Below are 25,035 nucleotides of genomic sequence, written 5' to 3' on the forward strand. Positions count from 1 at the left end.
CTCCACGGCCCCCACGCCGCCAGCCGCCGCGTCCACCTCCGCGTCAGCGCCGGCCGCCCCCGTGACGAAGGAGTCACTGGCCGCGCTCAAGCAGGAGCTGGTGAAGCAGCACGGCGAGGCGCAAGCCGCGCGCATCGAGCGCGGCGTGGATCAGGTAGCCGCGCTGTGGCGGCCGGAGGACGGGGACCTGGCGGCCTTCGCGCGCGAGCAGTTCCTGCCCACGGGCCCCCAGCTGGACGCGACGTTCACGCGCTTCGAAGGGCTGTTCGAACAGTTCGATGGCCACATGAACGAGCTGGGGCGGGAGCTCCAGTGGTTTACCGACCTGGACCTGGGGCCGCTGTTGCCGGTGGAGCCGCTGCTCGCGGCGTATGACCCGTCCTCCAACGTCACGTCGGACCTGTTCCAGGCGAAGCCGGGCTTCGTCGTGCTGCTCAACTTCCCGCTCACCACGCTGGCCGAGCGCGTGAAGGAGGGCCCGTCCTGGACGCGGCGGCAGTGGGCGGAGGCGAAGCTGGCGTCGCGCTTCAACCGGCGCGTGCCCGCGGCGGTGGAGCAGAAGGTGTCGCAGGCCATCGCGGACGCGAACCTCTACATCGCCGAGTACAACGTCTGGATGCACCACCTGGTGGACGCGAAGGGCCAGCGCCTGTTCCCCCAGGGCCTGCGGCTCATCAGCCACTGGAACCTGCGCGACGAATTGAAGGCGGACTACACGGACCCGAAGGGCCTGGCGAAGCAGCGGATGATCGTCCAGGTGATGGAGCGCATCGTCACGCAGACCATCCCCGCCGCCGTCATCGACAACCCGCGCGTGGACTGGGACCCCTTCACCAACAAGGTCACGGCGGCCCCGCCGGAGACGGTGGAGGCGAACGCGCCGCAGCGGGCCGCGAAGGCGGACCCCGCGCCGGAGCCGGACACCCGCTATGCGCGGCTGCTGGCCACGTTCCAGGCGTCGCGCAAGGTGGATCCGTACTCGCCCGTGGCGCCCACGCGCATCGCGCGCGCCTTCGAGCTGGATCGCGGCCTGCCGGAGGAGCGCGTGCGCGCGCTGCTCACGCAGCTCCTGGAGTCGCCGCTGGTGCCGCGCGTGGCGAAGCTGATCCAGACCCGCCTGGGCCGCCCGCTGGAGCCGCAGGACCTCTGGTATCCCGGCTTCCGTCCGGGCTCGAAGGTGCCGGAGGCACAGCTGGACGCGATGACGCGCCAGCGCTACCCCACGGCGGACGCCTTCGCGCGCGACATCCCGCGCATCCTCCAGGGGTTGGGCTTCACGCGGGAGAAGGCGGACGTGCTCGCGTCGTACATCCGCGTGGATGCGTCACGCGGCGCGGGCCATGCGCAGCAGGCGCTGCGCCGGGGCGACTTCCCCCGCCTGCGCACGCGCGTGGAGAAGGGGGGCATGGACTACAAGGGCTACAACATCGCGGTGCACGAACTGGGGCACAACGTGGAGCAGGTCTTCAGCCTGTACCAGGTGGACCACACGCTCCTGTCCGGCGTCCCCAACAACGCCTTCACGGAGGCCCTGGCCTTCGTCTTCCAGGCGCGCGACCTGGAACTCTTGGGCCTGGGCAAGCCGGACGCGGCCAGCGAGCGAGAGCGCGTGCTCAACGACTTCTGGCAGGCGTGGGAGATCGCCGGCGTGGCGCTGGTGGACATGGCCACGTGGCACTGGATGTACGAACACCCGGACGCCACGCCCGCCCAGCTGCGCGACGCGGTGGCCAGCCTGTCGCGCGACGTGTGGAACCGCTACTACGCGCCGGTGCTGGGGCGGAAGGACAGCCCCGTGCTGGGCATCTACAGCCACATGATCAGCTACCCGCTGTACCTGCCGGACTACCCGCTGGGGCACCTCATCGCCTTCCAGATTGAAGAGCACCTGAAGCAGCACGGCCCGCTGGGCGCGGAGTTCGAGCGCATGGCCACCTTCGGCTCCGTCACCCCGGACGAATGGATGCGCCACGCCACCGGCGCTCCCGTCAGCGCGGAGGCTTTGTTGCGGGCCACCGAAGCGGCGCTGTGATATCCGGCCATTCCCCATTTCGCTTATCTGGAGGATTGACCGTGAATTTCATCTCTCGTGCGCTGGTGCTGGGCTCCCTGTCGACGGTGGTGGGCTGTGCATCGATGAAGGGCGGCACGAAGCCCCCGGAGACGACGGAGCAACCGCCTCCGGCCGCGTCGCTGGTGGACAACTGCGACGACACGCAGAAGGGCATCTCCAAGGAGGCGGACGCGATGGCCGCCCCCTACGGGATTGATCAGCACATCGAGAAGAACTTCCCGGACCGCAAGGTGTCGTGGCTGATGACGGACAGCGCGTACCAGAAGTTCGTGGTGCAGACGGGCGCGAAGAACTTCGGCCGCTGCAACGACGTGGCCTGCTACCTGTTCGCGGCGCCGTCCGCGGCCATCCATGGCGCGGTGGAGAAGGCGAAGACGGCGGACGGCAAGCACGACCCCGCGGTGCTGGGCCAGGCGCTGGGCCTGCCGGCGAAGAACTTCGAGGGCCCGCTGCGGATGATGACGCTGGACCTGGCGGCGCAGAAGGTCTGCACGCGCCTGCCGGTGGAGGCGGATCCCGGCGTGTGGAAGTGCACCACGCCGGAGGACACGGACTGCTTCAAGTTCGGTGGCTACACGTCCGGCGGCGCGCCGGAGGTGATGGTCATCAACGCGCCGGTGACGGACACGCAGGTGGCGGAGATCCCGTGAGCGACGAGGAGGTGCTCCTCCAGAGTCCGCTCCTGTACCGCGTGCTGCGCGGGAAGGACGGGGCGCTGTCCATCGAGGTCGTGGTGGGCGGCATCGTCCAGTTCGAGGTGCGCGTGCGCCTGAACGCGGAGGAGACGGAGTCCTTCCAGCGGGAGGGGCGCGCCTTCTCGGACCGGATGGCCCAGGCCATCATGGCCAACCCGCCCTTTGGCGGCCGGTCCGTGAAGTCTTCGGGACCGTGACGCCTTGCCTTCAAAGGGGGCCCGTCGCATGCGGGCCCCCGGTGAGGCGGACTACGGCGTGGCGGCGGTGTTGCCGGGGATGTCCACCAGCTCCACGTCGAAGGTGAGCACGGCGTTGGGCGGGATGCGCGAGCCCGGGGGCGGGCGCTCTCCGTAGGCGGTGCTCCCGGGGCAGGTGAGCTTCGCCTTGCCGCCGACCTTCATCTTCTGCACGCCCTGGGTCCAGCAGGGGATGACGCCGTTGAGCGGGAACTCCACCGCGAGGCCGCGCTTGTAGGAGCTGTCGAACTCCGTGCCGTCCACCAGCGTGCCCTGGTAGTGCACCTTCACGGTGTCGATGGCGCGGGGCGACTTGCCGGTGCCGGCCTTGAGCTCCCGGTAGATGACGCCGGAGGGCAGCCGCGTGGCGCCGGGCTCCTTGGAGGCGCGGTCCAGCGTGGCGATGTTGACCTGCGACTGCCGCGCCTTGGCGAGCGCCTGGATCTTCGGGGTGAACTCCTTCGCATCCACGGCGGGCGCGGTGCCGCTGAGCGAATCCTGGAGGCCGCGCTGGAGCACCTGCACCTCCTCCGGGGTGAGCGCGAGCGCCGTCACGCTCTGGCCCAGCGAGATGCCGAGCGCATAGATCGTCTTCTGCTCATCCGTCTTGAGCTCCAGGGGCGCCTGGGCAGGGGCGGCCTTCGCGGCGGCCTCCGGCGCGGCGGCCGGCTTGGAGGTCTTCGTCGGGGCCTGGGCCAGGGCGAGGCCCGGAGCACCGAGCATCAGGACCAGGGCCGCCTTCCACTGCATACGCATGCTTCCGCCTTTCACGAGAATGGGGGGACTATAGGGCCGCTCATGCGCTGCCGGTCATCCTTCGCGTTCGCGGTGCTGCTGGGAACCCTCGCCACCCTGGCCTGTGGAGGGCCGACCGTGCCAGAGGACGACACGGTGTGTGGCCTGTCCTTCACGGACACGGGCACCGTGCGCGTGTTCGTGGTGGGGCATGCCTTCACGCTGGATGACGCGGCCTCGCTGGAGCACTTCGACGCGTCCTTCCGCGAGGACATGGTGCGCATCGCGCCGTGCCTGTCCCAGACGCGGCCCAACCTGCTGCTGTTCCCGGAGGACGCGGGGCTCATCGCCTGGTTCACGGGCCGCCGCGCGATGCTGGCGCGCGGGGCGGGCGACACGGAGCTGGCGTTCAACGCGATGTACTCGGGGTGGTTCCGCGCGGCGGACGAATACCGGCGGCGCTTCCCGGGCATCTCCGCGGCCCGGTCGCTGACGCTCGCGTTGGGGGACCCGGCGTGGCGGGCCATGGAGCACACGTTCGGCGGCATCGCGAAGCGCTACGGCGTGTGGGTGATGACGTCCGCGAACGTGCCGTACGTGGAGGCGCGCCGCGACTCGGACGCGGTGAGCCTGTTCCGTGACGTGGACGCGCAAGGGGATGAGCCCGCGTACGTGGCCACCGGGCCGGAGTGCTTCAACGCGGCGCTGCTGTACGCGCCGGACGGGACGCTCGCGGGCCGGAGCGACAAGGTCTACCTCACGGAGACGGAGGAGGAGGACCTGGACCTGAGCCCCGCGTCGCTGGAGCGGCTGGGGGCGTTCGCGTTGCCGTTCGGGAAGGTGGGCGCGGCCATCTCGCGCGATGCGTTCTATGCGCCCTTCATGCAGCGGCTGGAGGACGTGGGCACGGAGCTGGTGACGCAGCCGGAGGCGTGGAGTGGCTGGACCGTCGCGGACGCGCAGGGCGGCTGGTTGCCGGACACCATCCTGTCGTCGGGGTGGAGCCACACGCAGAAGTACCGCGGCTTCCGGTACAGCGCGGCGCCGATGCTGAGCGGCAACCTCTTCGACCTCGTGTTCGACGGACAGGTCTGGGTGACGCGCAAGAGCACGCCGGAGCAGCCGCCGCGCGCCTTCGTGGGAAGCCGACCGCTGACGGGCTGGGTGGACGTGGGGCCGTGGACGTTCGCGGATCCGGTGGAGGTGGATGCATCGCTGTCCCTGGAGGCACGGCAGGCGCGGCTGCGTGAAGCGGGCGAGGCGCTGGCTCCAGGTTCCGGGGACAAGCGGGAAGGGAAGTACGCGCGAAGCCTCATCGCGGCGGACCTGTCGCTCGCGGGCGATGGGCCCGGGCCGAAGGTGGCGGTGACGCCCACGGGTGAAGGGCTGCCATCGCGGGAGGTGGCCCCCGTGGACGTGGGGGCGCAGACGAATCCCGAGGGCGCATACGACGCGGCGGGGCGGCTCCACGTGGTCTTCAGCGATACACGAGAGGGAAGTGCCCAGGTGTACGTCGCGACCAGTGACGACGATGGCCGCACGTTCACGCCCGCGCATCCAGTGTCACCGGGCCCGGGCAGGCAGCTGCGTCCGGCGATCGCCGCCGGGCCCGCGGGCAGCGTGGTCGTCGCGTGGCAGGAGGCGCGTGAAGGGGAGAAGGAAGTGCTGTGGACGGCGGCCTCCTTGGATGGTGGCGTGAGCTTCAGCACGGCCACGCGGGTGGAGGTGACGAACTCCTCGCAGTGGGAAGCGGCGCTCGCGTGGCAGCCAGGGACGACGCGCGTGGCGCTGGCCTGGACGGACTTCCGTGAAGGGCTCGCGCCCAAGGTCCGCCTGTCGCGTTCGGAGGACGGTGGCCTCACGTGGGCCGCGTCGATGCGCGTGGATCCGGGCAACAGCGTGACCGACCAGCACGAAGGCTCGCAGCTTCAACCCACGTTGACGTGGACCGCTGAAGGCTGGGCGGTGGCGTGGATCGACTACCGCGAACGGGACTGGGAGATATACGCGGCCGTATCGGCAGGGGAGGGGTTCACGGCCGCCCGACAGGTGTCGCCTCCCTCCGAGGCGGAGACACTGGCGAGCGATCCCCGCCTCACTTCAGCGCCAGATGGAAGCGCGGTGCTCGTCTGGGACGACCTGCGCGAACGGCGCGGGCATCACGATGTGCGCGGTGCGCGGCGGGTGCAGGGAGGCTGGGAGTCACTGCCCCTCGTGGCTGGAGGCGCGGACACCGGCGCCTTCCTCAGCCGCTTCCGTCCCTCCGCTGCCTGGATTCACGATGAATGGCGCGTCGTGTTCCAGGACCTGTCCCCGGGAAAGAGCGGGCTCGGCGCCGCGCGCATGTCGCCGGTCTCCAGCACGGCGCTCGTCGATGCCGCGCGACTTGATGACACGGGCGCATCCCCCAACCAGCTCACGAGGCCCCGCGTGGTGGCGCGTCCGGATGGCAGCGCGGGTGTGGTGCTCTTCGAGGACGACCGGGAAGGCTTCAGCCGGGTGCGCGTGACAGAGCCGCTGTGATGCACGCCCTCACGGACCTCCGAAGCGATAGCTGCCCCCCAGCACCAGGCCCAACGCCCCGCGGCCTCCCGGCGTGAGCCACTCCGCGCCAGCGACCGACGCGTCGTAGCCAGGCCAGTACCAGCCCAGCTCGACCTGGAGCGCGAAGCGCCCGAAGGGCACCCGCGTTCCGGCGGCCAGGGACCACAGCACGTCAGACTCCACCACGTCGAACAGCGCGGATCCGGAGACGTACGTGAGGAAGCGCTCGCGCAAGAGCCAGCTCGCCGCGGCCGTCGCCTCGCCATGGAAGAGCGCGCCCGTGTCCAGGTCGCTGAACACGTAGCCACGGCCCGTGAGCGCCACCGCGGGCCGCGCGCCGTCCTGCCCCAGCGCGAGCCACGTCGTCCCCACATCCATCCCCGCGACACCCAGCAACAGCGGCGTGAGGTGCGCATGGGCGCTCACGTCCCACCGGTCGTTCAACCCGTAGCTCGCGCCCAATGTGGACAGGGGCAGGGGAACGGGCGTGCCCTCCAGCCGGACCGCTGGTCCCCCCACGCCTGCCTCCAGCGCGAGCGTGCCCGCGGGCACCGGCCGCACGTGCGCTGGCAGTCCGCAGGCACAGGCCAACGCGAAGAATCCAGCGAGCGGAAAAACGCGGCGCATGGTGGCCAGCCTAGCGCGCTTGAAGGGCGCCGTTTTCTTGCGCGCATGACGTCTGAACGTACTGTGCCTTCAGGTCGCTGCACCCCCGCAGCAGCCTGTTGCACCAGCCGGAGGTCGTGAGCCAATGAGCGAGAAGCGGAAGGCCAATCGGGCGCCCCTGGACATCTACCTCAACAAGTACATGGGCGGCGTGCCGTACATGACCCGCGCCGCGGACATCAGCCAGGAAGGCGTCAGCCTCTCGCGTCTCATCGAGCCCCAGCACGACGCGCGCCGCGTGGGCCTCCAGTTCCAGCTCCCCGGCTCCGAGGAGATCATCTACGCCGAGGGTGAAGTCGTACGCGAGTGGAAGGAACTGGGCCGCAAGGAGCAGTCCGGCGTGCGCTTCACGCTGCTCACCGAGCGGCACCGCAAGATGATCGACGCCTACGTCGACCGTCACACCAACGGCAACTGACGCAAAGCATTACCCTCCGCGTGTGCCACCGCGATTGCGCGGTGCCACCGGCGGTTCGCGGTACGAGCGCAGAGGTCGTCTGGCGGATCCGACCGTCCCCCGGGTCGCCTTGACTTCGCGCGAAGTGACCCCCTTGAATGACCGGAGAGGTTCCCTGTGCGCTCGCCGACCTTTCGCGGCGACAACGGGAGGAGTGCTCCGTGAGGCGTTCGCTGTGGGGATTGTTGCTGGTCGTGCCGCTGACGGCGCTGGGCCAGGGCAAGGACGCGAAGGTCGCAGCACCCGCCGCTGAAGCCGCGCGCGGCGTGGGCACTCCGGGCATCAACTGGGAGGGACAGGTCCTGCGCGCCACGGGCGCCGGGGCTCCGGACCTCAAGGCCGCCAACCCCGCGCAGGCCCGGCTGGGCGCCGAGCGTGCCGCGAAGCTGGACGCGTTCCGCAACCTGCTGGAGCAGGCCAAGGGCATCCAGGTGAGCGCGGGCCGCACCGTGGGCGACGAGCTGGCGCGTGACGAGGTGAAGGGCCGCATCGAGGGCGCCATCCGCGGCTACAAGGTCCTGGCCACGCGCTACTTCTCCGACAGCGGCGTGGAGATGGACGTGGAGGTGCCGCTCGCGGCGCTCACCGCGGCGCTGACGTCCGCGCAGGAGCCGGCCATCGTGCTCAACGACGGCGCCGCGAAGTACACGGGCCTCGTGGTGGACGCGCGCGGGCTGGGCGTGACGCCGGTGCTGGCGCCCAGGCTGGTGGACGCGACGGGCAAGGCGCTCTACGGCGCGACGGTGCTCACGGAAGAGGCGCGCGGCACGGCGGGCGTCGCGGCCTGGTTCGACAGCCTGGACGCGGCCCGGAAGGCCTCGCGCGTGGGCGACAAGCCCCTGGTGGTGAAGGCCGCGCAGCTCCAGGGCTCCGACCTGGTGCTGAGCGCGGAAGGGGCCCGCGCGCTCACCGAGGCGAACACGCGCTTCCTGGCCGAGGGCCGGGTCGCCATCGTCACGCAGTAGCGCCGCTGGCCCACGTGCTCGAGGAATGATGGTGTCCCTTGGATCCTTCGTGCTGGCCGTGACGCCGTGAAGTGCCTTCGCGGGACGGCGGTGTTCACGCTGGCGGCGGCGCTGACGGGCGGCTGCGCGGCGAAGCAGGAGTCGCCCGCCACGGTGGCCCGCGCGGAGCAGTTGATGGCCTCCAGCGCGGCCAAGCGCGGGGACCTGGTGCTCCGGTGCGAACCGTCGGACGCCCAGGTGTTGCTGGACGGCGTGGAGCAGGGGACCTGCAACGACTTCGCCGGGGTGTCCCGGAGCCTGCGGCTGGTCGACTCGGGCTTCCACCAGGTGGAGGTCAAGAAGCGCGGGTTCTACCCGTACACGACCTACTACGAGCCCGGGAAGGCGCGGGTGACGTTGAAGGTCAAGCTCCGGCCCCTGGCGCCCGAGGGCGGCAGCGTCTCCCCCTGATGGACGGTCGTGCCTCGGCCGCCACCCTGGACCGCGAGGTGGCGGGCGACCGCTTTGACCGGTTCGTGGACCGCAATCAGGGGCCGAAGACACCGTAGGATGGGCGGGGACAGGAGGCGGTCATCGGACGTCGCAAGAGAGGCAGTGAGCGCGCGGTGAAGGTTCCCCAGCCCGCCGTGACCAGCGCTCCAGCGGAAGCGCCCCCGGAAGTCTCCCCGGTGCTGCACGTCGTGCATCCGGAGCCCGTGCCCCCGGCCGGCGACCCCGCGGCCCTGGACGAGGCGGAGGCCCGCCGGGTCGACTTCGTGTGGTCCGGCGTGATGGTGGGCTCGCTGGCGCTGGTGTTCGCGCTCCTGTCCGTGTTCGGCGGGGTGGCGGTGCCGGTGCTGCTGGCGCTGACGGGCGCGTACGCGTTCAACCCGCTCGTCACGCTCCTGGAGAAGCGCGGCGTGGACCGCACCTGGGGCACGTCCATCCTCTTCTTCGCGGGCACGCTGCTGATGGTGGGCGCGGGCCTGTACCTGGTGCCGGTGTTCCGCGACGAGGCGGCGAAGCTGCCCGGCTTCTTCCAGCGCGCCAGCACCCAGGTGGTGCCGCAGGTGGAGTCGCTGCTGGGCGTGTCGCTGCCGGACCTGGTGAGCCAGCGCACCGCGGAGCTGGGGGAGAAGGCCTCCGAGTTGCTCCAGAGCGCGGGCCCCACGGCGGCGCGGCTGGTCGCGAGCTTCGCCGGCAACACCGCGCGCTTCGCGGCCACGCTGCTGGGCCTGTCGGTGGTGCCGGTGCTGGCGTTCTTCTTCCTCCAGGACTACCCGCGCCTCATGGGGCGCATCCAGGACCTGCTGCCGCGCCGCTCCGTGGCGCTGGTGAGCCAGCGCTTCCGCGAGGTGGACGAGGTGCTGTCCGCCTTCGTGCAGGGCCAGCTCACCGTGGGCGCCATCCTGTCGGTGCTCTACGCGGTGGGGCTGTCCGTGGCGCGCATCGACCTGGCCATCGCCATTGGCCTCATCGCTGGCTTCGGCAACATGGTGCCCTACCTGGGCACGGGCATCGGCGTGGTGCTGGCCGTCCTGGGCGTGCTCCTGTCGTGGCAGGGGCCGTGGCAGCTGGCCGTGGTGGCCGCGACCTTCATCATCGGGCAGCTGGCCGAGGGCTTCGTCATCACCCCGCGCGTCGTGGGGGAGAAGGTGGGCCTGGCCCCCGTGGCGGTCATCATCGCCGTGCTCGCCTTCGGAGAGCTGTTCGGCTTCGTGGGCATCCTCCTGGCCGTGCCCGCCAGCGCCATCCTCAAGGTCGTCCTGAGCGTCGTCATCCAGCGCTACCGCCGCACGCAGCTCTACAAGGGGAGCGTGCAGGAGCCGTGACGAAGCTGGAGAAGCTGCACCAGGAGATTGTCGCGTGCCGGGCCTGCCCCCGGCTGGTGGCCTGGCGCGAGGAGGTGGCCCGCGTGAAGCGGCGCGCCTACCGCGACTGGGACTACTGGGGGAAGCCCGTCCCCGGCTTCGGAGACCCCAGGGCCCGGCTGATCATCGTGGGCCTGGCGCCCGCCGCGCACGGGGCCAACCGGACGGGGCGGATGTTCACCGGGGACCGCTCCGGCGACTTCCTCTTCGCGGGCCTGCACCGGGCGGGCTTCGCGAACCAGGCCGGGAGCGAGCGCCGGGACGACGGGCTGAAGCTGACGGACGCCTTCATCGTCGCCGCCGGCCGGTGCGCGCCGCCGGACAACAAGCCCCTGCCGGAGGAGCTGGCCCGCTGCGCGCCCTTCCTGGACCGCGAGATGGCGTTGTTGCCCGGCCGGGTGCTGCTCGCCCTGGGGGCCATCGGGTGGAACGCCGCGCTGGCCTCGGTGGCTCGCACCGGGGGCGCGCTGCCCACACCCCGGCCCGCCTTTGGCCATGGCGCCGAGTTCCGGCTGCCGGACGGCCGGTGGCTCGTGGGCAGCTACCACGTCAGCCAGCAGAACACCCAGACGGGGAGGCTCACCCCCGCCATGTTCGACGCGGTGATGAAACGCGTCCGCGCGTTGTTGGAGACGTGAACGCGGGGAAGAGAAGGGCCCGCGCTCATGTTCCTTGACAGGTGCGGGAGCCCGCTGTTATTCCCCGCGCCCATCCGCACGACGGGTCGTTAGCTCAGCGGTAGAGCACTACCTTGACACGGTAGGGGTCAGTGGTTCGATCCCACTACGACCCATCATCAGTAAGCGTTCCATCTCGCGGGCGGCCGGCTTTTCCAAAAGCCTGCCGCCCGTACTTTTTTCCAGCGCAGGGGTTTTTCCGCCATGTCCGAATCCATCACGGTGACGCTCCCCGACGGCAGCCAGAAGCAGACCGCCCGGGGCACGACCATCGCGGACTTCGTGAAGGGCAGCATCGGCGTGGGGCTCGCGAAGGCGGCCCTGTTCGCCCGGGTCAACGGCCAGGACATGGACCTGGCCCGGACGCTCGACGAGGACGCGAAGCTGCAGATCTTCACGTCCAAGAGCCCGGAGGGCCTGGACCTCATCCGCCACGACGCCGCGCACGTGGTCGCCAGCGCCGTGCAGAAGCTGTTCCCCGGCACGCAGGTGACCATCGGTCCCGCGACGGAGGAGGGCTTCTACTACGACTTCTTCCGCGAGAAGCCCTTCACGCCGGAGGAGCTGGAGAAGATCGAGGCGGCCGCCAACGCGGAGCTCAAGCAGGACATGCCGTTCGTCCGCACCGAGATCTCCATGGAGGACGCCATCAAGCTCTTCGAGGAGAAGGGCGAGAAGTTCAAGGTGGAGATCGTCAAGGACATCGCCGCCAAGGGCGCCAAGACGCTCACGCTCTACACCCACGGCGACTGGGTGGACTTCTGCCTGGGGCCCCACGCGCCCAGCACCGGGAAGATCGGCGTCATCAAGATCCTCTCCTCCAGCGGCGCGTACTGGCGCGGCGACCACCGCAACCCGATGCTCCAGCGCGTCTACGGCACGGCCTTCTTCGACAAGAAGGCGCTGGACGCGTACCTCACGCGCATCGAAGAGGCGAGGAAGCGCGACCACCGCAAGCTGGGCAAGGAGCTGGACCTCTTCCACTTCCACCCGTACTCGCCGGGCGCCGCCTTCTGGACGCCCAAGGGCACCACGCTCTACCAGACGCTGTCCAACTGGATGCGCTCGCTCACGGCCGGTGACGGCTACGTGGAGATCAAGACGCCCCTGATGTTCAACAAGGGCCTCTGGGAGACGAGCGGCCACTGGGGCAAGTACAAGGAGAACATGTTCCTGGTGCTCGACAGCGAGTCCGGCGAGCACGACTTCTCCCTCAAGCCGATGAACTGCCCGTCGCACCACCTGTTCTACGGCTTCAAGAAGCACAGCTACCGCGATCTGCCGCTGCGCCTGCACACCCAGGACGTGCTCCACCGCAACGAGGCCGCGGGCTCCCTGGGCGGCCTCACCCGCGTGCGCCAGTTCGCGCAGGACGACGCGCACATCTACTGCATGGAGAGCCAGATCACCGACGAGGTGCGGCGCTTCGTGCAGCTGTTGGACCGCGTCTACAAGGCGGTGGGCCTCACCTACGCGGTGAAGCTGTCCACGCGCCCCGAGCAGCGCCTGGGCGACGACTCGCTCTGGGACCGCGCGGAAGGCGGCCTCAAGGCGGCGCTGGAGTCGCTGGGCCTCCCGTACGAGCTGGCCCCCGGCGACGGCGCCTTCTACGGCCCGAAGATCGACTTCGCCGTCTCCGACAGCATCGGCCGCAAGTGGCAGCTGGGCACCATGCAGCTGGACTACCTGGCCCCGGAGCGCTTCGACCTCACCTACGTGGGCGAGGACAACGCCGAGCACCGCCCGGTGGTCCTCCACCGCGCCATCTTCGGCTCCTTCGAGCGCTTCACCGCCATCCTCATCGAGCATTTCGCCGGCGCCTTCCCGGCGTGGCTCGCCCCGGTGCAGGCCACCCTCGTCACCGTGGCGGACCGTCAGCTGGACTACGCCCGCAAGGTGCGGGACGACCTGCGCGCCAAGGGCTTCCGGGTGGAGCTGGACGAGCGTGGCATGACGCTCAACGCGAAGATCCGCGAAGCCCAGATGCAGAAGGTCCCCTTCACCCTGGTGGTGGGCGACAACGAGGTGGAGGCCGGCGCCGTGGCCCCCCGCCGTTACGGCGGCGAGGACCTGAAGACCATGAAGTACGCCGACTTCGAGGCCCTCCTGGCCAGGGAAGCCACGCTGCCCTGAACCGCGGTGTGGGGGACTTGACTCCCCGTCTGGGCTGGACTACTTGCGCGACTTCCGGGGATTGAGGCTCGCCCTCATCCCCGAGTCGCCGGAGGGTCCGCCCATCGTTCGCGATCAGAGAACCAATCGCCGTATCCGAGCCCGGGAGGTCCGCGTCGTCGGGCCGAACGCCGAGCAGCTCGGGGTCATGTCCCTCGAAGCAGCCCTGACGCGCGCCCAGGCGGATGGTCTCGACCTCGTCGAGATCTCCCCCATGGCGAAGCCGCCGGTCTGCAAGATCATGGACTACGGCAAGTTCAAGTACGAGGAGAAGAAGAAGGCCTCGGACGCGAAGAAGAAGCAGGTCGTGGTCCACCTCAAGGAGGTGAAGCTCCGCCCCAAGACGGAGGAGCACGACTACGAGTTCAAGGTCCGCAACGTCCGCCGGTTCCTGGAGGAGGGGAACAAGGCGAAGATCACCATCCAGTTCCGGGGTCGTGAAATCACCCACAAGGAGCTGGGAAGCGCGATCCTGGACGACGTGACGAAGGACCTGAAGGAAATCGCGGTGGTGGAGCAGAACCCCCGGATGGAAGGGCGCCAGATGTTCATGATCCTGGCCCCCAACCCGAAGGTGGCCCAGCGCGCCCGGGAACTGGCCCGCCAGGCGGTGGAGGCGGCCGCGAAGAAGCAGGAAGGCAGGCCGGCGGACGTCAAGCCGGCGGTGGCGGCGGTGGTTTCCGCGATGGTTGTAGGAAACGCTACCCCCATCGCATCAAAAGAGTGATAGAGGCTTTCGCCCAAAGCGTCCGGGGACCGTGTGCCCCGGTCCGCCGTCAGTCACGAAGACTGCCGGCCGACAGGAAGCAGAAGGAAGGTTTGGGATCATGCCCAAGTTGAAGACCCGCAGCGCCGCGAAGAAGCGCTTCCACGTGAAGAAGAGCGGCCAGGTGAAGTTCGGCAAGGCGTTCAGCAAGCACCTGTTCACCTTCTCCAAGACGCCCAAGCAGAAGCGCGGCAACCGTGGCACGGGCCACCTGCGCGACATGGACGCCAAGAAGGTCATCAAGGAGCTGTTCCCCTACGGCGCCTAGTCGTTCCTTGGGTTTGAACCAACCGTGAGTCCTGGCGGAGCGGCGTGAAGCCAGCGCCCCGGGGCCACCTTCAGAAGTCAGGAGTGTGTCATGCGCGTCAAAAAGGGATTCAAGGCTCGTCGTCGTCGTAATCGCATTCTCAAGCTTGCGAAGGGCTTCCGCGGCCGTCGCAAGAACTGCTACCGCCGTGCGAACCAGGCCGTCGAGCGCGCCCTGGACTACGCCACCCGCGACCGCGCGGTGCGCAAGCGCAACTTCCGCTCGCTGTGGATCGTCCGCATCAACGCGGCCGCCCGCACCGTGGGCCTGTCCTACTCCAAGCTGATCGCCGGCCTGGCGAAGGCGAAGATCAACCTGGACCGCAAGGTCCTGTCCGATCTGGCCATCGCGGACCCCGCGGGCTTTGCCGCCATCGCCAACATCGCGAAGGCAGCCTGAGACACGGCCGGCGGTGACGCCGGCCCCCGAAGCTGAAACGGGCTGCCTCCACCAGGGGGCGGCCCTTTTTTTTGCCCGGCGCTTGAGGCGACCGGGGCGTGAATGGAAGGCGGGAAGAGGACCATGCGAGACCGGTTGCAGGCGTTGGCGGACGCGGCGCGCCAGGAGATCTCCGGCGTGTCGGAGCCCTCGCAGGTGGAAGCCCTGCGCATCCGCTACCTGGGCAAGAAGGGCGAGCTGTCCGCGGTGCTGGGCGGCATGGGCAAGCTGCCCCCGGACGAGCGGCGCGCGCTGGGAGAGATCGCCAACACCGTCAAGGCGGAGCTGGAGCAGCTCCTGGCGGACGCCACGAAGCGCGCCGAAGAGGCCGCGCTGGAGGCCCAGCTGAAGGGCCCCAAGCTGGACGTGACGCTGCCCGGGCGCGCGGTGCTGCCCGGCGGACGGCACCCGGTGTCGCGCACGCTGGAGGACATCGTCCGCACGTTCGCGCGGCTCGGGTTCGAGGTGGCCGTCGGGCCGGAGATCGAGCTCGACTACTTCAACTTCGAGGCGCTGAACCTGCCCAAGGACCACCCCGCGCGGGACATGCAGGACACGTTCTACGTGGACGAGCCCACCCTGGGCCACGCGAAGAAGGCGGACAGCCCGTCGCTGCTGCGCACGCACACGTCGCCGGTGCAGGTGCGGCACATGCTGTCGCGCAAGCCGCCCATCCGCGCGGTGATGCCGGGCCGGGTGTACCGGCGGGACTCGGACATCACGCACACGCCCATGTTCCATCAGGTGGAAGGCCTGCTCGTGGACAAGGACGTGAGCTTCGCGGAGCTGAAGGGCACGCTGGACGCGTTCGTGAAGGCGTTCTTCGGCTCGGAGACGCGCACGCGCTTCCGCCCGTCGTTCTTCCCCTTCACGGAGCCCTCCGCGGAGGTGGACGTCACCTGTGCGTCGTGCGGCGGCAAGGGCTGCCGCGTGTGCAAGCAGACGGGGTGGCTGGAGGTGCTGGGCAGCGGCATGGTGCACCCGAACGTCTTCACCGCCGCGGGCTACGACCCGAAGGAGGTGACGGGCTACGCGTTCGGCATGGGCGTGGAGCGCCTGGCCATGCTGCGCTACGGCATCGACGACCTGCGGATGATGTTCGAGAACGACGCGCGCTTCCTCGCGCAGTTCTGATTCCGGCCCACCACTCGAGAGGACAACCCTGTGAAGATTTCAGTGAAGTGGCTGGGTGATTACGTCGCGCTGCCGCCGTCCGTGGACGAGCTGGCGCGCAAGCTGACCGCGGCGGGCCTGGAGATTGAAGGCGTGGAGCGCCCCGGCGAGGGCCTGCGCGGCGTGGTGGTGGCGCAGATCCGCGAGTCGGTGCAGCACCCCAACGCGGACAAGTTGTCCGTCACGCAGGTGGACATCGGCGGCTCCGCGCTGTTCCAGGTCGTGTGCGGCGCGAAGAACTTCAAGGTCGGCGACAAGGTGCCGCTGGCCACGGTGGGCGCGAAGCTGCCCAACGGCATGGAGATCAAGCAGGCCGCGCTGCGCGGCGTGGACAGCTTCGGCATGCTCTGCTCCGCGAAGGAGCTGGGCATCACGGAGGACTCGTCCGGCCTGCTCATCCTGCCCGCGGACACGAAGCTGGGCATCCCCATCGCGGAGGCCATCGGGCTGGATGACTCCGTGCTGGAGGTGAACGTCACGCCGAACCGGCCGGACGCGCTCAGCCACCTGGGCATCGCGCGCGAGGTGGGCGTGGTGACGGGCGCGCAGCTGAAGGTGCCGCAGCCGAAGCCCGCCGAGTCCGGCAAGCCGGTGGCGGAACTGGTGAAGGTGCGCATCGACGCGAAGGAGCGCTGCTCGCGCTACGCGGCGCGCGTGGTGGAGGGCGTCACCATCCAGCCGTCGCCGCAGTGGATGCAGGACCGGCTGAAGGCGTGCGGCGTGCGCGCCATCAACAACGTGGTGGACGTCACCAACTACGTCCTCCTGGAGTACGGCCAGCCGCTGCACGCGTTCGACCTGGACAAGGTGGCGGGCCAGGAGATCGTCGTCCGCACCGCGAAGCCGGGCGAGAAGCTGCGCACGCTGGACGACAAGGAGCGCACGCTGGACGCGGACGACCTGGTCATCGCGGACCGCGACCGCGCGCAGGCGCTGGCGGGCGTGATGGGCGGCGGCGACAGCGAGGTGACGCAGGGCACGAAGCGCATCGTCATCGAGTCCGCGCACTTCCACGGCTCCGGCGTGCGCCGGTCCGCGAAGCGCTACGCGCTGCACACGGAGGCGTCGCACCGCTTCGAGCGCGGGGCGGACCTGGACGCGGTGCTGCCGGCGCTGGACCGGGCCGCGCAGCTCATCGCGGAGCTGTCGGGCGGCACGGTGGTGCCGGGCCGGGTGGACGTGCAGCCCGAGCCCCTGGCGCCGCGCCGGGCGGCGCTGCGCTACGCGCGGGTGGAGAAGGTGCTGGGCGTGGCGGTGCCGGAGGCGGAGGTCCGGCGCATCCTGACGGCGCTGGGCTTCAAGTCCGTGGAGGAGGAGCAGGGGCAGACGACGTTCGAGGTCCCTCGGGCGCGCGTGGACGTGGAGCGCGAGGAGGACCTGATGGAGGAGGTTGCCCGCGTGTACGGCTACGACAACATCCCGGCGCGGCTGCCGCGCGGGCTGGAGACGCTGGCGCCGGAGCCCCTGTCCATGGAGGCCGAGCGCCGGCTGCGCCATGCGCTGGGCGGCGTGGGGCTGTCCGAGGTGGTGAACTACTCGTTCGTGGCGCCGAAGTCGCTGGAGGTGCTGGGCGGGAAGGAAGCGCCCATCGCGCTGATGAACCCGCTGAGCGTCGAGCAGTCGGTGATGCGCACGAGCCTGCTGCCGGGCCTGCTGGAGAACCTGTCGCGCAGCGTGCGCCACCAGGTGGAGTCGGTGGGCCTGTACGAGACGGGCCGGGCGTACTTCCGGGACGCGCAGGGCGGGCAGGGGATGCGCCCGGCCGCGCGCGAGGTGCCCCGCGTGGCGGGCCTGGTGTGGGGCCTGCGTGGCGGCGGCCGGAGCTGGACGCAGAAGGACTCGCGCGTGGACTTCTACGACGCGAAGGGCGCGGTGGAGGCGCTGCTGCACGCGCTGCATGTGGAGGGCGTGGCCTTCACCCCGGCGGAAGCCCCGGCGTACCACCCGCGCAGCTGCGCCCAGGTGGCGCTGAAGGACGGCACGGTGCTGGGCCTTCTGGGCGAGGTGCACCCGCGCGTGACGAAGGCGCTGGGGCTGCCGGAGGGCGTGTTCGTGTTCGAGCTGGACACGGATCCGCTATACGCGGCGGCGCGGCTGGTGCCGCAGGCGGCGGGGCTGCCGAAGTACCCGGCGGTGCTGCGCGACCTGGCGGTGGTGGTGCCGCTGGAGCTGCGCAACGAGGAGGTGCGCCGGGTCATCCTGGAGGTGGGGGCGCCGCTGGTGGAGGACGCGCTGGTGTTCGACGTCTACACGGGCAAGCCCATCCCCGAGGGGAAGAAGAACCTGGCGTACGCCTTGAGGTACCGCTCGCCCGAGCGGACGCTGACCGACGCGGAGGTCACGGCGGCCCACCAGCGCATCATCACGGAGGTGAACCAGCGGCTGGGGGCGGCACTGCGCGCCTGAATTCCTGAATGAAGTCAGGACGTTGACACGGTTCGGGGAAGGCTGACACCATGCCCCGCGTTCACCGGCCATTCACGGGTGCCAGAGGACTCGCATGACGAAAGCGGACATCATCGAGGGGGTCTACGAGAAGGTCGGCTTCTCCAAGAAGGAGTCGGCGGAGATCGTCGAGCTCGTCTTCGACACCGTGAAGGAGACGTTGGAGCGCGGGGACAAGATCAAGATCTCCGGGTTCGGAAACTTCCAGGTGCGCCAGAAGAAGGCGCGCGTGGGTCGCAACCCGCAGACTGGCAAGGAGATCGAGATCAGCGCCCGCCGGGTCCTGACCTTCCGGCCGAGCCAGGTGTTGAAGAGCGCCCTGAACGGCGAGGCACCGCCGGAGAACCACGCGGAGATCGACGCGCAGGAAGAGGCGGCGGCGGACGCGGCGGAGGCCCGGGGCGAGGACTTCGACGAGGGAATGGAAGAGGGCGACGAGTAGGTTTTTTTCACCAGCGCCCGTCACCTCCTGCTTGACCCAGGAAAGCGGCGAGGGCATAAGGCAGCACCGTTTCACGACGGCGGTTCTCGGGGCGTAGCGCAGCCTGGTAGCGCACTTGCTTGGGGTGCAAGTGGTCGCAGGTTCAAATCCTGTCGCCCCGACCAAATAGAGGCCCTGGAGTTCCCGGTGCAAACCGGTGACTCCAGGGCCTTTGTTTTTGATTCCAGTGGCCGGGCCGCGAACCAGAGGGCGCTCGGTTCTGGAGGCCGAATTTCCCTCCTTCCGGGAACTCTCGGAGAAGATGCTTCCGCGCAGGGATGGAACGGCCTCCATGCCGTGAGCCTGCTGTGACGGAGACACCTCGATGAAGCTCCTTGCCTTCCTGCTGAGCCGCTCGCGAGGTCTCCTGGCGCTGGCGACGTTCGCTGGCATCGTCAGCGGCGCGAGCAGCAGCGCGCTCGTGTCCATCCTCAACACGTCGTTGAGCCAGGGCACCTTCCGGACCGGGAAGACGCTCGCCACGTTCAGCGGGGTCCTGCTGCTCTGCGTGCTGTCGCGCCTGGCGTCGCAGTATATGCTCAACCACCTCAACCAGGGAGCGCTCCTGGAGCTGCGGATGCGGCTGAGCCGCCGGGTCCTCACCTCCACGCTGCGCCAGCTGGAGGAGACGGGCATGCACCGCCTCCAGACCATGCTGTCGGACGACATCCCCTCCGTCAGCAACAGCCTGTCGCTGCTGCCCATCATCGCCATCAGCGGCGCCACGCTGATCGGCTGCCTCGCCTACCTGGCCACGCTCTCGCCCACGCTCTGCCTGCTCATGCTCGGCTTCATCGTCGTGGGCGGGCTCATCTACCGGCTGCCCGTGCGGCTGAGCCTGAAGTACTTCCAGCAGTCCCGCGCCAAGAGCGACGTCCTCAACAAGGCGTTCCGCTCCCTGATGGAGGGCATCAAGGAGCTGAAGCTGCACGCACCCCGGCGCGCGGCGTTCCTCGCCAACGGCGTGGAGGCCCCCGCGCAGGAGCTGCGCCGACTGATGGGCGTCAGCTCCAACATCCTCAGCACCAACGCCAGCTGGACCACGTTCCTCTTCTTCGCCTTCCTCGGGCTGCTGCTCTTCAGCGCGACCCGCTTCACGGACGTGAGCGCCACCACGCTGACCAGCTGCATGGTGATCATCCTCTACCTCCAGCAGCCACTGGACATCCTGCTGGGCAGCCTCAACGTCCTGGGACGCGGCAACGTCGCGCTGGAGCGGCTCCAGCAACTGGATCCCCAGGGCTGGAGCGCGAAGGAGGACGACAGCCCGCCCTACGCGGGGCCTCCTCCCTCCTTCGAGCGGCTGGAGTTCAAGGGGGTCACCCATACCTATTACCGGGAGAACGAGGACACCCGCTTCGTGTTGGGTCCCCTCGACCTGACCTTCCAGCGCGGGGAGCTGGTGTTCCTCGTTGGAGGCAATGGCAGCGGAAAGACGACCTTCGCCAAGTTGATCACCGGGCTCTACGTGCCGGATGCCGGAGAGGTCTGGCTCGACGGTGAGCGCGTCACGGACGCCACCCGCGAGCAGTACCGCCAGCTCTTCACGGCGGTGTTCTCCGACTTCCACCTCTTCGACACCCTCTTCGGCCTGGACCCCTCCGACCGGGGCGCCCGGGCGCGGGAGTACCTGTCCCGCCTCCAGCTCGGCCACAAGGTCCGCATCAGCGAGGATGGCACCCTGTCCACCACGAGCCTGTCCCAGGGACAGCGCAAGCGGCTGGCGCTCCTGACGGCCTACCTGGAGGAGCGGCCCTTCTACCTCTTCGACGAGTGGGCCGCGGACCAGGACCCCGCCTTCAAGGACATCTTCTACAACCAGCTCCTGCCGGACCTGCGGGCGCAGGGAAAGACGGTGTTGGTCATCAGCCACGACAACCGTTACTTCCACGTGGCGGACCGGCTGCTCGTGCTCGAGTCCGGACGGCTGGTGGACACGTCCCCGGCGATTGGACTCGAGCTCCCGGAGCGCCAGCGGCCCGCGTCCTGAGCGCGAACGCGCCCGCCTCCGCCGCTTGCGTCAGGCGACGTTCGGGCGGGGCTCGGGGCGCCGCGCCTCCGCGAGGAGCCGCTCGAGGGTGCGCGCCACCTCCAGGGGCGACTCCGCCTCGCGGAAGCGCTCGCTCATGGCCTGGACCGCCTGCCGGTAGCCGGGCTGGGTGACGACCTGATCCAGCAGGGCCACCAGCCCTTCCGCGGTCACGTCGAACGGAGAGCCCCGCACGCCCAGGCCATGATGGGTCACGAGCCGGGCCACCCGGGGCTGATCGTTCTGGAAGGGCAACGCCACCATGGGAACGCCGAAGTAGATGGCTTCCTTGGTGCTGTTGAAGCCGCAGTGGGTGACCATGGCGGTCGCGCGCTGCAACAGCTTGAGCTGCGGCACCTCGCTGGCGGCGATGAGGTTGGGCGCCCCGCGCTCCAGCAGCTTCAGGTCCGTCAGCGGCCCCGCGGAGACGACGAACTGCCAGTCCGGCCGCAGGGCGGCCGCGTCGCCCAGGACGCGGAGGAAGTCCTGCTGTCGCTTCAGGACGAAGGGCACGGAGCCCAGCGCGACGAGGATGAGCGGCCGCCCCTCCTGGAGCCGGGCCCAGTCGAAGTCCGGCTCCTGGCGGTCCAGCGCGATGCAGGGCCCCAGGAAATGGAGGTTCTCCGGGCGCGGCGTGGCCCCGGTCTCGACGAACTCCCCAGGGCAGAGCACCACCCTGGGCATGCTCGGAAGATGGAGCCGCCCGGGCCCGTCGCCTTCATCCAGCGGGTAGCCGTACTTGCGCGCCAGGTTCGTGATGAACGACGCCGTGGGAGGGAGGATGCCAAGCCCCACGCCTGCCTGCTCCAGCGTCCGCCGCAGGCCCGCGCGCACCGCGCCCATGGCCCGGTCCACCGGGGACCGCGAGGAAGGCCCGGGCTGACGCGGCGGCGGCACCGTGGGCACCGTGGTGTTCACGAGGACCGTGGGCACCCCGTTGCCATGGGCGACGACGGGCAGGAACCTCTCGATCACGTCACACAGGAAGAGGTCGGGACGCAGCCGCTGGAAGACCTCATCGAGCTCCCCCGCGAGCATGGCTTCCATCATCCGCCGGACCCTGCCCATGTGCCTGCGCATGTGGCGCAGCTGCCCCCAGCGGTCGCGGCGAGCGCGCAGCGCGCCGACCTCCCGCAAGTCGCCCTCAGGAAAGAGGTCCGGGAAGAGCGGCACGAAGTCGAAGCCCTCCGCGCGGATGGGCTCATGGGCGTCCAGCGGGCCCCAGAAGTGGATGCGGTGTCCCCTCGACTGCAGGGCCCGCGCGATCTTCAGGGCCGGGTTGATGTGGCCGGGGGTGGAGCCCGCGGCGATGAGGATGGTGGCCATGTCCGGTGTGCCTATGAGAACCAGCGGCGGAAGAACCGGCGCAAGCCTCCCGAACCGCCAGCTTCCACGGGGTAGCGCGCGCGAAGGTCGGCCGGGAGCGTATCGAAGGCGTACGCCTCGCCTCGCGCGAGGGGCGTGAGCTTCAAGCCCTTCTCATCGGTGAGGTAGTCGTAGCCGAGGCGCTGGTATTGCGAGCCGGGATCGAGCTGCTCGTAGCGCTCCCGCCGCGCCTGGCGGTCCTCCGGCTTCACCATGCGCAGGTGATAGAGGTTGTGCGGCAGCAGCAGGTGCCGGGCCCCCTCGAGCTGCTGCGGGTACCACACGCCGTGGAACTTCGTGTGGCGCCGGCCCTGGAAGGTCATCGTGTCCGGCAGGGGGAAGGCGCAGCAGCGCGTCTTCTTTCCCCAGAGGCCATCGGACCGGTACTGCGCCACGCCGTCCCACAGCTCGCGGTAGCGCACCGTGACCAGCGGCCGGTCGCGCTTCTCCGCCTTGCGCAAGGTGTCCGGCAGCCGGACGAGGAAGTCCTGCTCGAAGCGCTCGTCGGCGTCGCAGCACAGCACCCAGCGGGCGCCCAGCGCCTTGGCGCGCTCCAGCAGGCGGCTGCGATTGCCCAGCTCGTCCCATCCCTCCATCTCCGCGCGGGGCGGGTTGGTGAGGACGTCCGCCACCTTCGGCTCGGCGGCGAGCACCGCGCGCGTGCCGTCGGTGGACCCGTCATCGAGCGCGACGATGGCGTCCACGTGGTCGCGCAGGTGCGCCAGGCAGCCCGCCAGGTGGTACTCCTCGTTTCGAAGCTGCATCACGGCGACGAGCACGGGCGGTCGTCCTTTGCGCGTAGGGTTCCGGGGCTCACTGCCGGCGCCAGTCGAAGGCCACCCGCTGGAAGCTCTCGCCCCAGCCGTCGGGGTTGGCCTGGGGGGAGGCGGGGTTGAAGATGCGCTGCGCGTACTCCGGCGTGGGGGGCTCCGCCGCCTGCCGCACCTTCCGGGCCTCGAAGGACAGGTGGAGGATGCGCATGTCGTCCAGCGGATGCTGGTAGGTCTCCGTCTGCATCAGCCGGATGCGCAGGTTGTCGTCGTCCCCGCCCCAGCGATCAAAGCCCTCGTCGTACCCGTGGATCCGGACCAGGCGCTCCCGGGGCACGCAGATGGAGCCGTAGTGGTGCCAGGGCGGTGCGCTGGTCTTCTCCAGCGAGCCCCCATGGGCCTCCAGGGAATCAAACGTCCCGAAGCACACGCGGCCCAGCGCGGCGGTCCCGGGGTTTGCCGCGATGTGTCCGAGCCCCAGGGCCGGCACGTCCGTGATGAAGGCGGACTCGGGCGAGACGACGAGCACGTTCTCCCCCAGCGCGTGCCGCACGCCCACGTTGATGGCGCGGCACGGCGGCCGCCACGGATGGTCGAAGTCGTTGACCAGCACGCGCCACCGGATGGAGGGGAAGTCCCGGAGGACGCGCAGCAGCTCCGTCTCTTCGCTCGGCTCATCCAGCGAGAGGACGACCTCGTACTCCGGCCGGCTGAAATAGCGCGCGTTCAGCGGCAGCACCCGTTGGAACTCCCGCAGGCGCTTGTAGTAGGGCATGACGACGCTGAGCTGGATCTCGTTCACCTGCATGTCGTGAAATCTATGCTTTCCTCGCCTCCCTTGGCTAGCATGCAGTGCCCCGAAGGCCGGACGATAAAGGCATCCAGATGATATCCACCGTGTGGAGAGGTGCGTCGCGTATCATCGCCTGGGTCTTGAAGATCCAGCTTGTGCGCTACCTGAAGAGGAATCCACGGGTGGTCATCGTGGGTGTCACCGGGAGCGTGGGCAAGACGACCACGAAGCTTGCCATCGCGAAGGTCCTGGAACAGCGATTCAAGGTGCAGGCCCACTCAGGGAACTACAACAGCGAGCTTGGCGTTCCGCTGGCCATCTTCGAGTTGGAGTCGCCCGGCAGTGTCTTCAACCTGAAGGGCTGGATGCGCGTGGTGCTTGAGATGAATCGCCGTCTCAAGAAACCGCTGCTGTATGACGTGATCGTCCAGGAACTGGGGGCGGGCCGCAGGGGGGATATCGGGTATTTTTCATTTCTCAAGCCCAGGATTGGCGTGGTCACCGCCGCCAAGCCCGCGCACCTCAAGGGCTTCGGGAGCATCGAGGCAATCGTAGACGAGAAGTTTTCGTTGGCTGAGCTCAGCCAGATAGGGCTGGTGAACGCCGAGGAGGAACGGTTCGCTCCCAAGCTGGGCACGGTGGATGCGAGCAGGCTGCACACCTATGGCACCTCGAAGGGTGAGTATCGCTACAGCATCCGGAGTTACTCGGCGGCGGATGGCTTTGAAGGGACCCTGGTCCTGGGAAAAGACACGGTGGACGCGTCCGTTCGCATGGTGGGACGGCACATGGCTGAAGCGGTCGCCGCGGCCGCTGGCGTTGGCGCGTTGCTGGGCATGACGCCAGATGAAATCAAGGCCGGCGTCGAACGGATCCAGCCCGTCGCGGGCCGCATGAGTCCGCTGGAAGGCCAGAACGGCAGCCTGATCCTCGACGATTCGTACAACGCGAGCCCGGAGGCCATGATGGCGTCCCTCGATACCCTGTACGAGCTGCCCGGACGGAAGATCGCCATCCTGGGCGGGATGAATGAATTGGGCGCGGACGGGGCGAAGTACTACGGGCAGATTGGTGGCCACTGCGCACGGCTCGATCTGCTGGTGACGGTCGCGAAGCTGGCCAGGCAGTACGTGGAGCCCGCCAGGGCCGCGGGCCTTGGCGACGATAAAATCAGATGTTTCGACACACCGTATGAGGCTGGCGAGTTCGTCGCGGGGCTCCTGAAGCGTGGAGACACGGTGCTCGTGAAGGGTTCCCAGGGGGGAATCTTCTGCGAGGAGGCCACCGCGAAGTTGCTGGCGAAGCCGGAGGACACGGCTCGCCTGGTCCGTCAGTCTCCAGACTGGAAGCGCCAGAAGGCCCATGCCTTCAACAACAAGAGGCAGACCCCGTAGGTT

Annotated in this window: 23 protein-coding genes and 2 tRNA genes; 20 read left to right on the forward strand and 5 right to left on the reverse strand. The window is 69.3% G+C overall.

Annotated elements, in window-relative coordinates:
- From D7W79_RS08605 to D7W79_RS08615, 3 genes are all read left to right on the forward strand, one after another.
- Positions 1-2,032: hypothetical protein (locus tag D7W79_RS08605; protein ID WP_439099181.1), on the forward strand; the 2,032-nt coding region annotated here is incomplete at its 5' end.
- Between the two features lie 41 nt (positions 2,033-2,073).
- The gene (locus tag D7W79_RS08610; protein ID WP_120524881.1) at positions 2,074-2,724 is read left to right on the forward strand and encodes a hypothetical protein; all 651 of its coding nucleotides are present in this window, start codon (positions 2,074-2,076) and stop codon (positions 2,722-2,724) included.
- Positions 2,721-2,966, forward strand: a complete 246-nt coding sequence (locus D7W79_RS08615) for a hypothetical protein (RefSeq protein WP_120524862.1) — start codon at positions 2,721-2,723, stop codon at positions 2,964-2,966. The genes D7W79_RS08610 and D7W79_RS08615 overlap by 4 nt, the downstream gene beginning before the upstream one ends.
- A 51-nt stretch (positions 2,967-3,017) precedes the next feature.
- On the opposite strand, the gene D7W79_RS08620 is transcribed toward D7W79_RS08615, so the two are convergent.
- Positions 3,018-3,761: an FKBP-type peptidyl-prolyl cis-trans isomerase gene (locus D7W79_RS08620; protein ID WP_120524863.1), complete on the reverse strand. Its 744-nt coding sequence runs from the start codon at positions 3,759-3,761 to the stop codon at positions 3,018-3,020.
- Positions 3,762-3,803: 42 nt separating this feature from the next.
- On the opposite strand from D7W79_RS08620, the gene D7W79_RS08625 reads away from it, so the two are divergent.
- Positions 3,804-6,263 carry a hypothetical protein gene (locus tag D7W79_RS08625; RefSeq protein WP_120524864.1) on the forward strand — a complete coding sequence of 820 codons (2,460 nt, stop codon included), beginning with the start codon at positions 3,804-3,806 and terminating at the stop codon, positions 6,261-6,263.
- Between the two features lie 9 nt (positions 6,264-6,272).
- Here the strand turns inward: D7W79_RS08625 and D7W79_RS08630 are convergent, their stop codons facing one another.
- Positions 6,273-6,911 (reverse strand): hypothetical protein, encoded by a 639-nt coding sequence (locus D7W79_RS08630; protein WP_147441857.1) that lies wholly within the window; start codon positions 6,909-6,911, stop codon positions 6,273-6,275.
- Positions 6,912-7,035: 124 nt separating this feature from the next.
- Here D7W79_RS08630 and D7W79_RS08635 point away from each other — a divergent pair, with 124 nt between their 5' ends.
- From D7W79_RS08635 to D7W79_RS08705, 15 genes are all read left to right on the forward strand, one after another.
- A complete protein-coding gene (locus D7W79_RS08635; protein WP_120524866.1) occupies positions 7,036-7,368 on the forward strand; it encodes a PilZ domain-containing protein in 333 nt (110 codons plus the stop codon).
- A gap of 200 nt (positions 7,369-7,568) precedes the next feature.
- On the forward strand, positions 7,569-8,372 hold the full coding sequence (locus D7W79_RS08640; RefSeq protein WP_120524867.1) for an LPP20 family lipoprotein: 804 nt from the start codon (positions 7,569-7,571) through the stop codon (positions 8,370-8,372).
- Between the two features lie 66 nt (positions 8,373-8,438).
- Positions 8,439-8,822: a PEGA domain-containing protein gene (locus D7W79_RS08645; RefSeq protein ID WP_244221658.1), complete on the forward strand. Its 384-nt coding sequence runs from the start codon at positions 8,439-8,441 to the stop codon at positions 8,820-8,822.
- A 155-nt stretch (positions 8,823-8,977) separates the two neighbouring features.
- Positions 8,978-10,183 carry an AI-2E family transporter gene (locus D7W79_RS08650; protein ID WP_439099182.1) on the forward strand — a complete coding sequence of 402 codons (1,206 nt, stop codon included), beginning with the start codon at positions 8,978-8,980 and terminating at the stop codon, positions 10,181-10,183.
- Positions 10,180-10,860 carry a uracil-DNA glycosylase gene (locus tag D7W79_RS08655; protein WP_120524869.1) on the forward strand — a complete coding sequence of 227 codons (681 nt, stop codon included), beginning with the start codon at positions 10,180-10,182 and terminating at the stop codon, positions 10,858-10,860. The genes D7W79_RS08650 and D7W79_RS08655 overlap by 4 nt, the downstream gene beginning before the upstream one ends.
- 83 nt (positions 10,861-10,943) lie before the next feature.
- A tRNA-Val gene (locus D7W79_RS08660) sits at positions 10,944-11,015 on the forward strand.
- 88 nt (positions 11,016-11,103) lie between these two features.
- On the forward strand, positions 11,104-13,032 hold the full coding sequence (gene thrS, locus D7W79_RS08665; RefSeq protein ID WP_120524870.1) for a threonine--tRNA ligase: 1,929 nt from the start codon (positions 11,104-11,106) through the stop codon (positions 13,030-13,032).
- Between the two features lie 61 nt (positions 13,033-13,093).
- The gene (gene infC / locus D7W79_RS08670) at positions 13,094-13,798 is read left to right on the forward strand and encodes a translation initiation factor IF-3 (protein ID WP_244981606.1); all 705 of its coding nucleotides are present in this window, start codon (positions 13,094-13,096) and stop codon (positions 13,796-13,798) included.
- A 100-nt stretch (positions 13,799-13,898) separates the two neighbouring features.
- Positions 13,899-14,105, forward strand: coding sequence for a 50S ribosomal protein L35 (rpmI, locus tag D7W79_RS08675; RefSeq protein WP_014397248.1), 207 nt, complete (start codon positions 13,899-13,901; stop codon positions 14,103-14,105).
- Between the two features lie 90 nt (positions 14,106-14,195).
- Positions 14,196-14,543, forward strand: coding sequence for a 50S ribosomal protein L20 (gene rplT, locus D7W79_RS08680; RefSeq protein ID WP_120524871.1), 348 nt, complete (start codon positions 14,196-14,198; stop codon positions 14,541-14,543).
- Positions 14,544-14,666: 123 nt separating this feature from the next.
- A complete protein-coding gene (pheS, locus tag D7W79_RS08685; protein WP_120524872.1) occupies positions 14,667-15,716 on the forward strand; it encodes a phenylalanine--tRNA ligase subunit alpha in 1,050 nt (349 codons plus the stop codon).
- 30 nt (positions 15,717-15,746) lie between these two features.
- Positions 15,747-18,161: a phenylalanine--tRNA ligase subunit beta gene (pheT, locus tag D7W79_RS08690; RefSeq protein ID WP_120524873.1), complete on the forward strand. Its 2,415-nt coding sequence runs from the start codon at positions 15,747-15,749 to the stop codon at positions 18,159-18,161.
- A gap of 94 nt (positions 18,162-18,255) precedes the next feature.
- Positions 18,256-18,642, forward strand: a complete 387-nt coding sequence (locus D7W79_RS08695) for an integration host factor subunit alpha (protein ID WP_014397244.1) — start codon at positions 18,256-18,258, stop codon at positions 18,640-18,642.
- 87 nt (positions 18,643-18,729) lie between these two features.
- Positions 18,730-18,806, forward strand: a tRNA-Pro gene (locus tag D7W79_RS08700).
- A 200-nt stretch (positions 18,807-19,006) separates the two neighbouring features.
- Positions 19,007-20,671 (forward strand): cyclic peptide export ABC transporter, encoded by a 1,665-nt coding sequence (locus D7W79_RS08705; RefSeq protein ID WP_120524874.1) that lies wholly within the window; start codon positions 19,007-19,009, stop codon positions 20,669-20,671.
- 30 nt (positions 20,672-20,701) lie between these two features.
- Here D7W79_RS08705 and D7W79_RS08710 read toward each other — a convergent pair whose 3' ends face one another.
- From D7W79_RS08710 to D7W79_RS08720, 3 genes are read right to left on the reverse strand one after another with little or no spacing between them, the layout of a single operon-like run.
- Positions 20,702-22,036: a glycosyltransferase gene (locus tag D7W79_RS08710; protein ID WP_120524875.1), complete on the reverse strand. Its 1,335-nt coding sequence runs from the start codon at positions 22,034-22,036 to the stop codon at positions 20,702-20,704.
- Between the two features lie 11 nt (positions 22,037-22,047).
- Positions 22,048-22,854, reverse strand: a complete 807-nt coding sequence (locus D7W79_RS08715) for a glycosyltransferase (protein ID WP_120524876.1) — start codon at positions 22,852-22,854, stop codon at positions 22,048-22,050.
- Positions 22,855-22,888: 34 nt separating this feature from the next.
- Positions 22,889-23,653, reverse strand: a complete 765-nt coding sequence (locus tag D7W79_RS08720) for a galactosyltransferase-related protein (protein ID WP_120524877.1) — start codon at positions 23,651-23,653, stop codon at positions 22,889-22,891.
- 125 nt (positions 23,654-23,778) lie between these two features.
- Here D7W79_RS08720 and D7W79_RS08725 point away from each other — a divergent pair, with 125 nt between their 5' ends.
- Positions 23,779-25,032, forward strand: coding sequence for a Mur ligase family protein (locus D7W79_RS08725; RefSeq protein ID WP_158616917.1), 1,254 nt, complete (start codon positions 23,779-23,781; stop codon positions 25,030-25,032).
- Positions 25,033-25,035: the final 3 nt, after the last annotated feature.

It is taken from the genome of Corallococcus exercitus, assembly GCF_003611585.1.
GTDB classification, from domain to species: domain Bacteria; phylum Myxococcota; class Myxococcia; order Myxococcales; family Myxococcaceae; genus Corallococcus; species Corallococcus exercitus.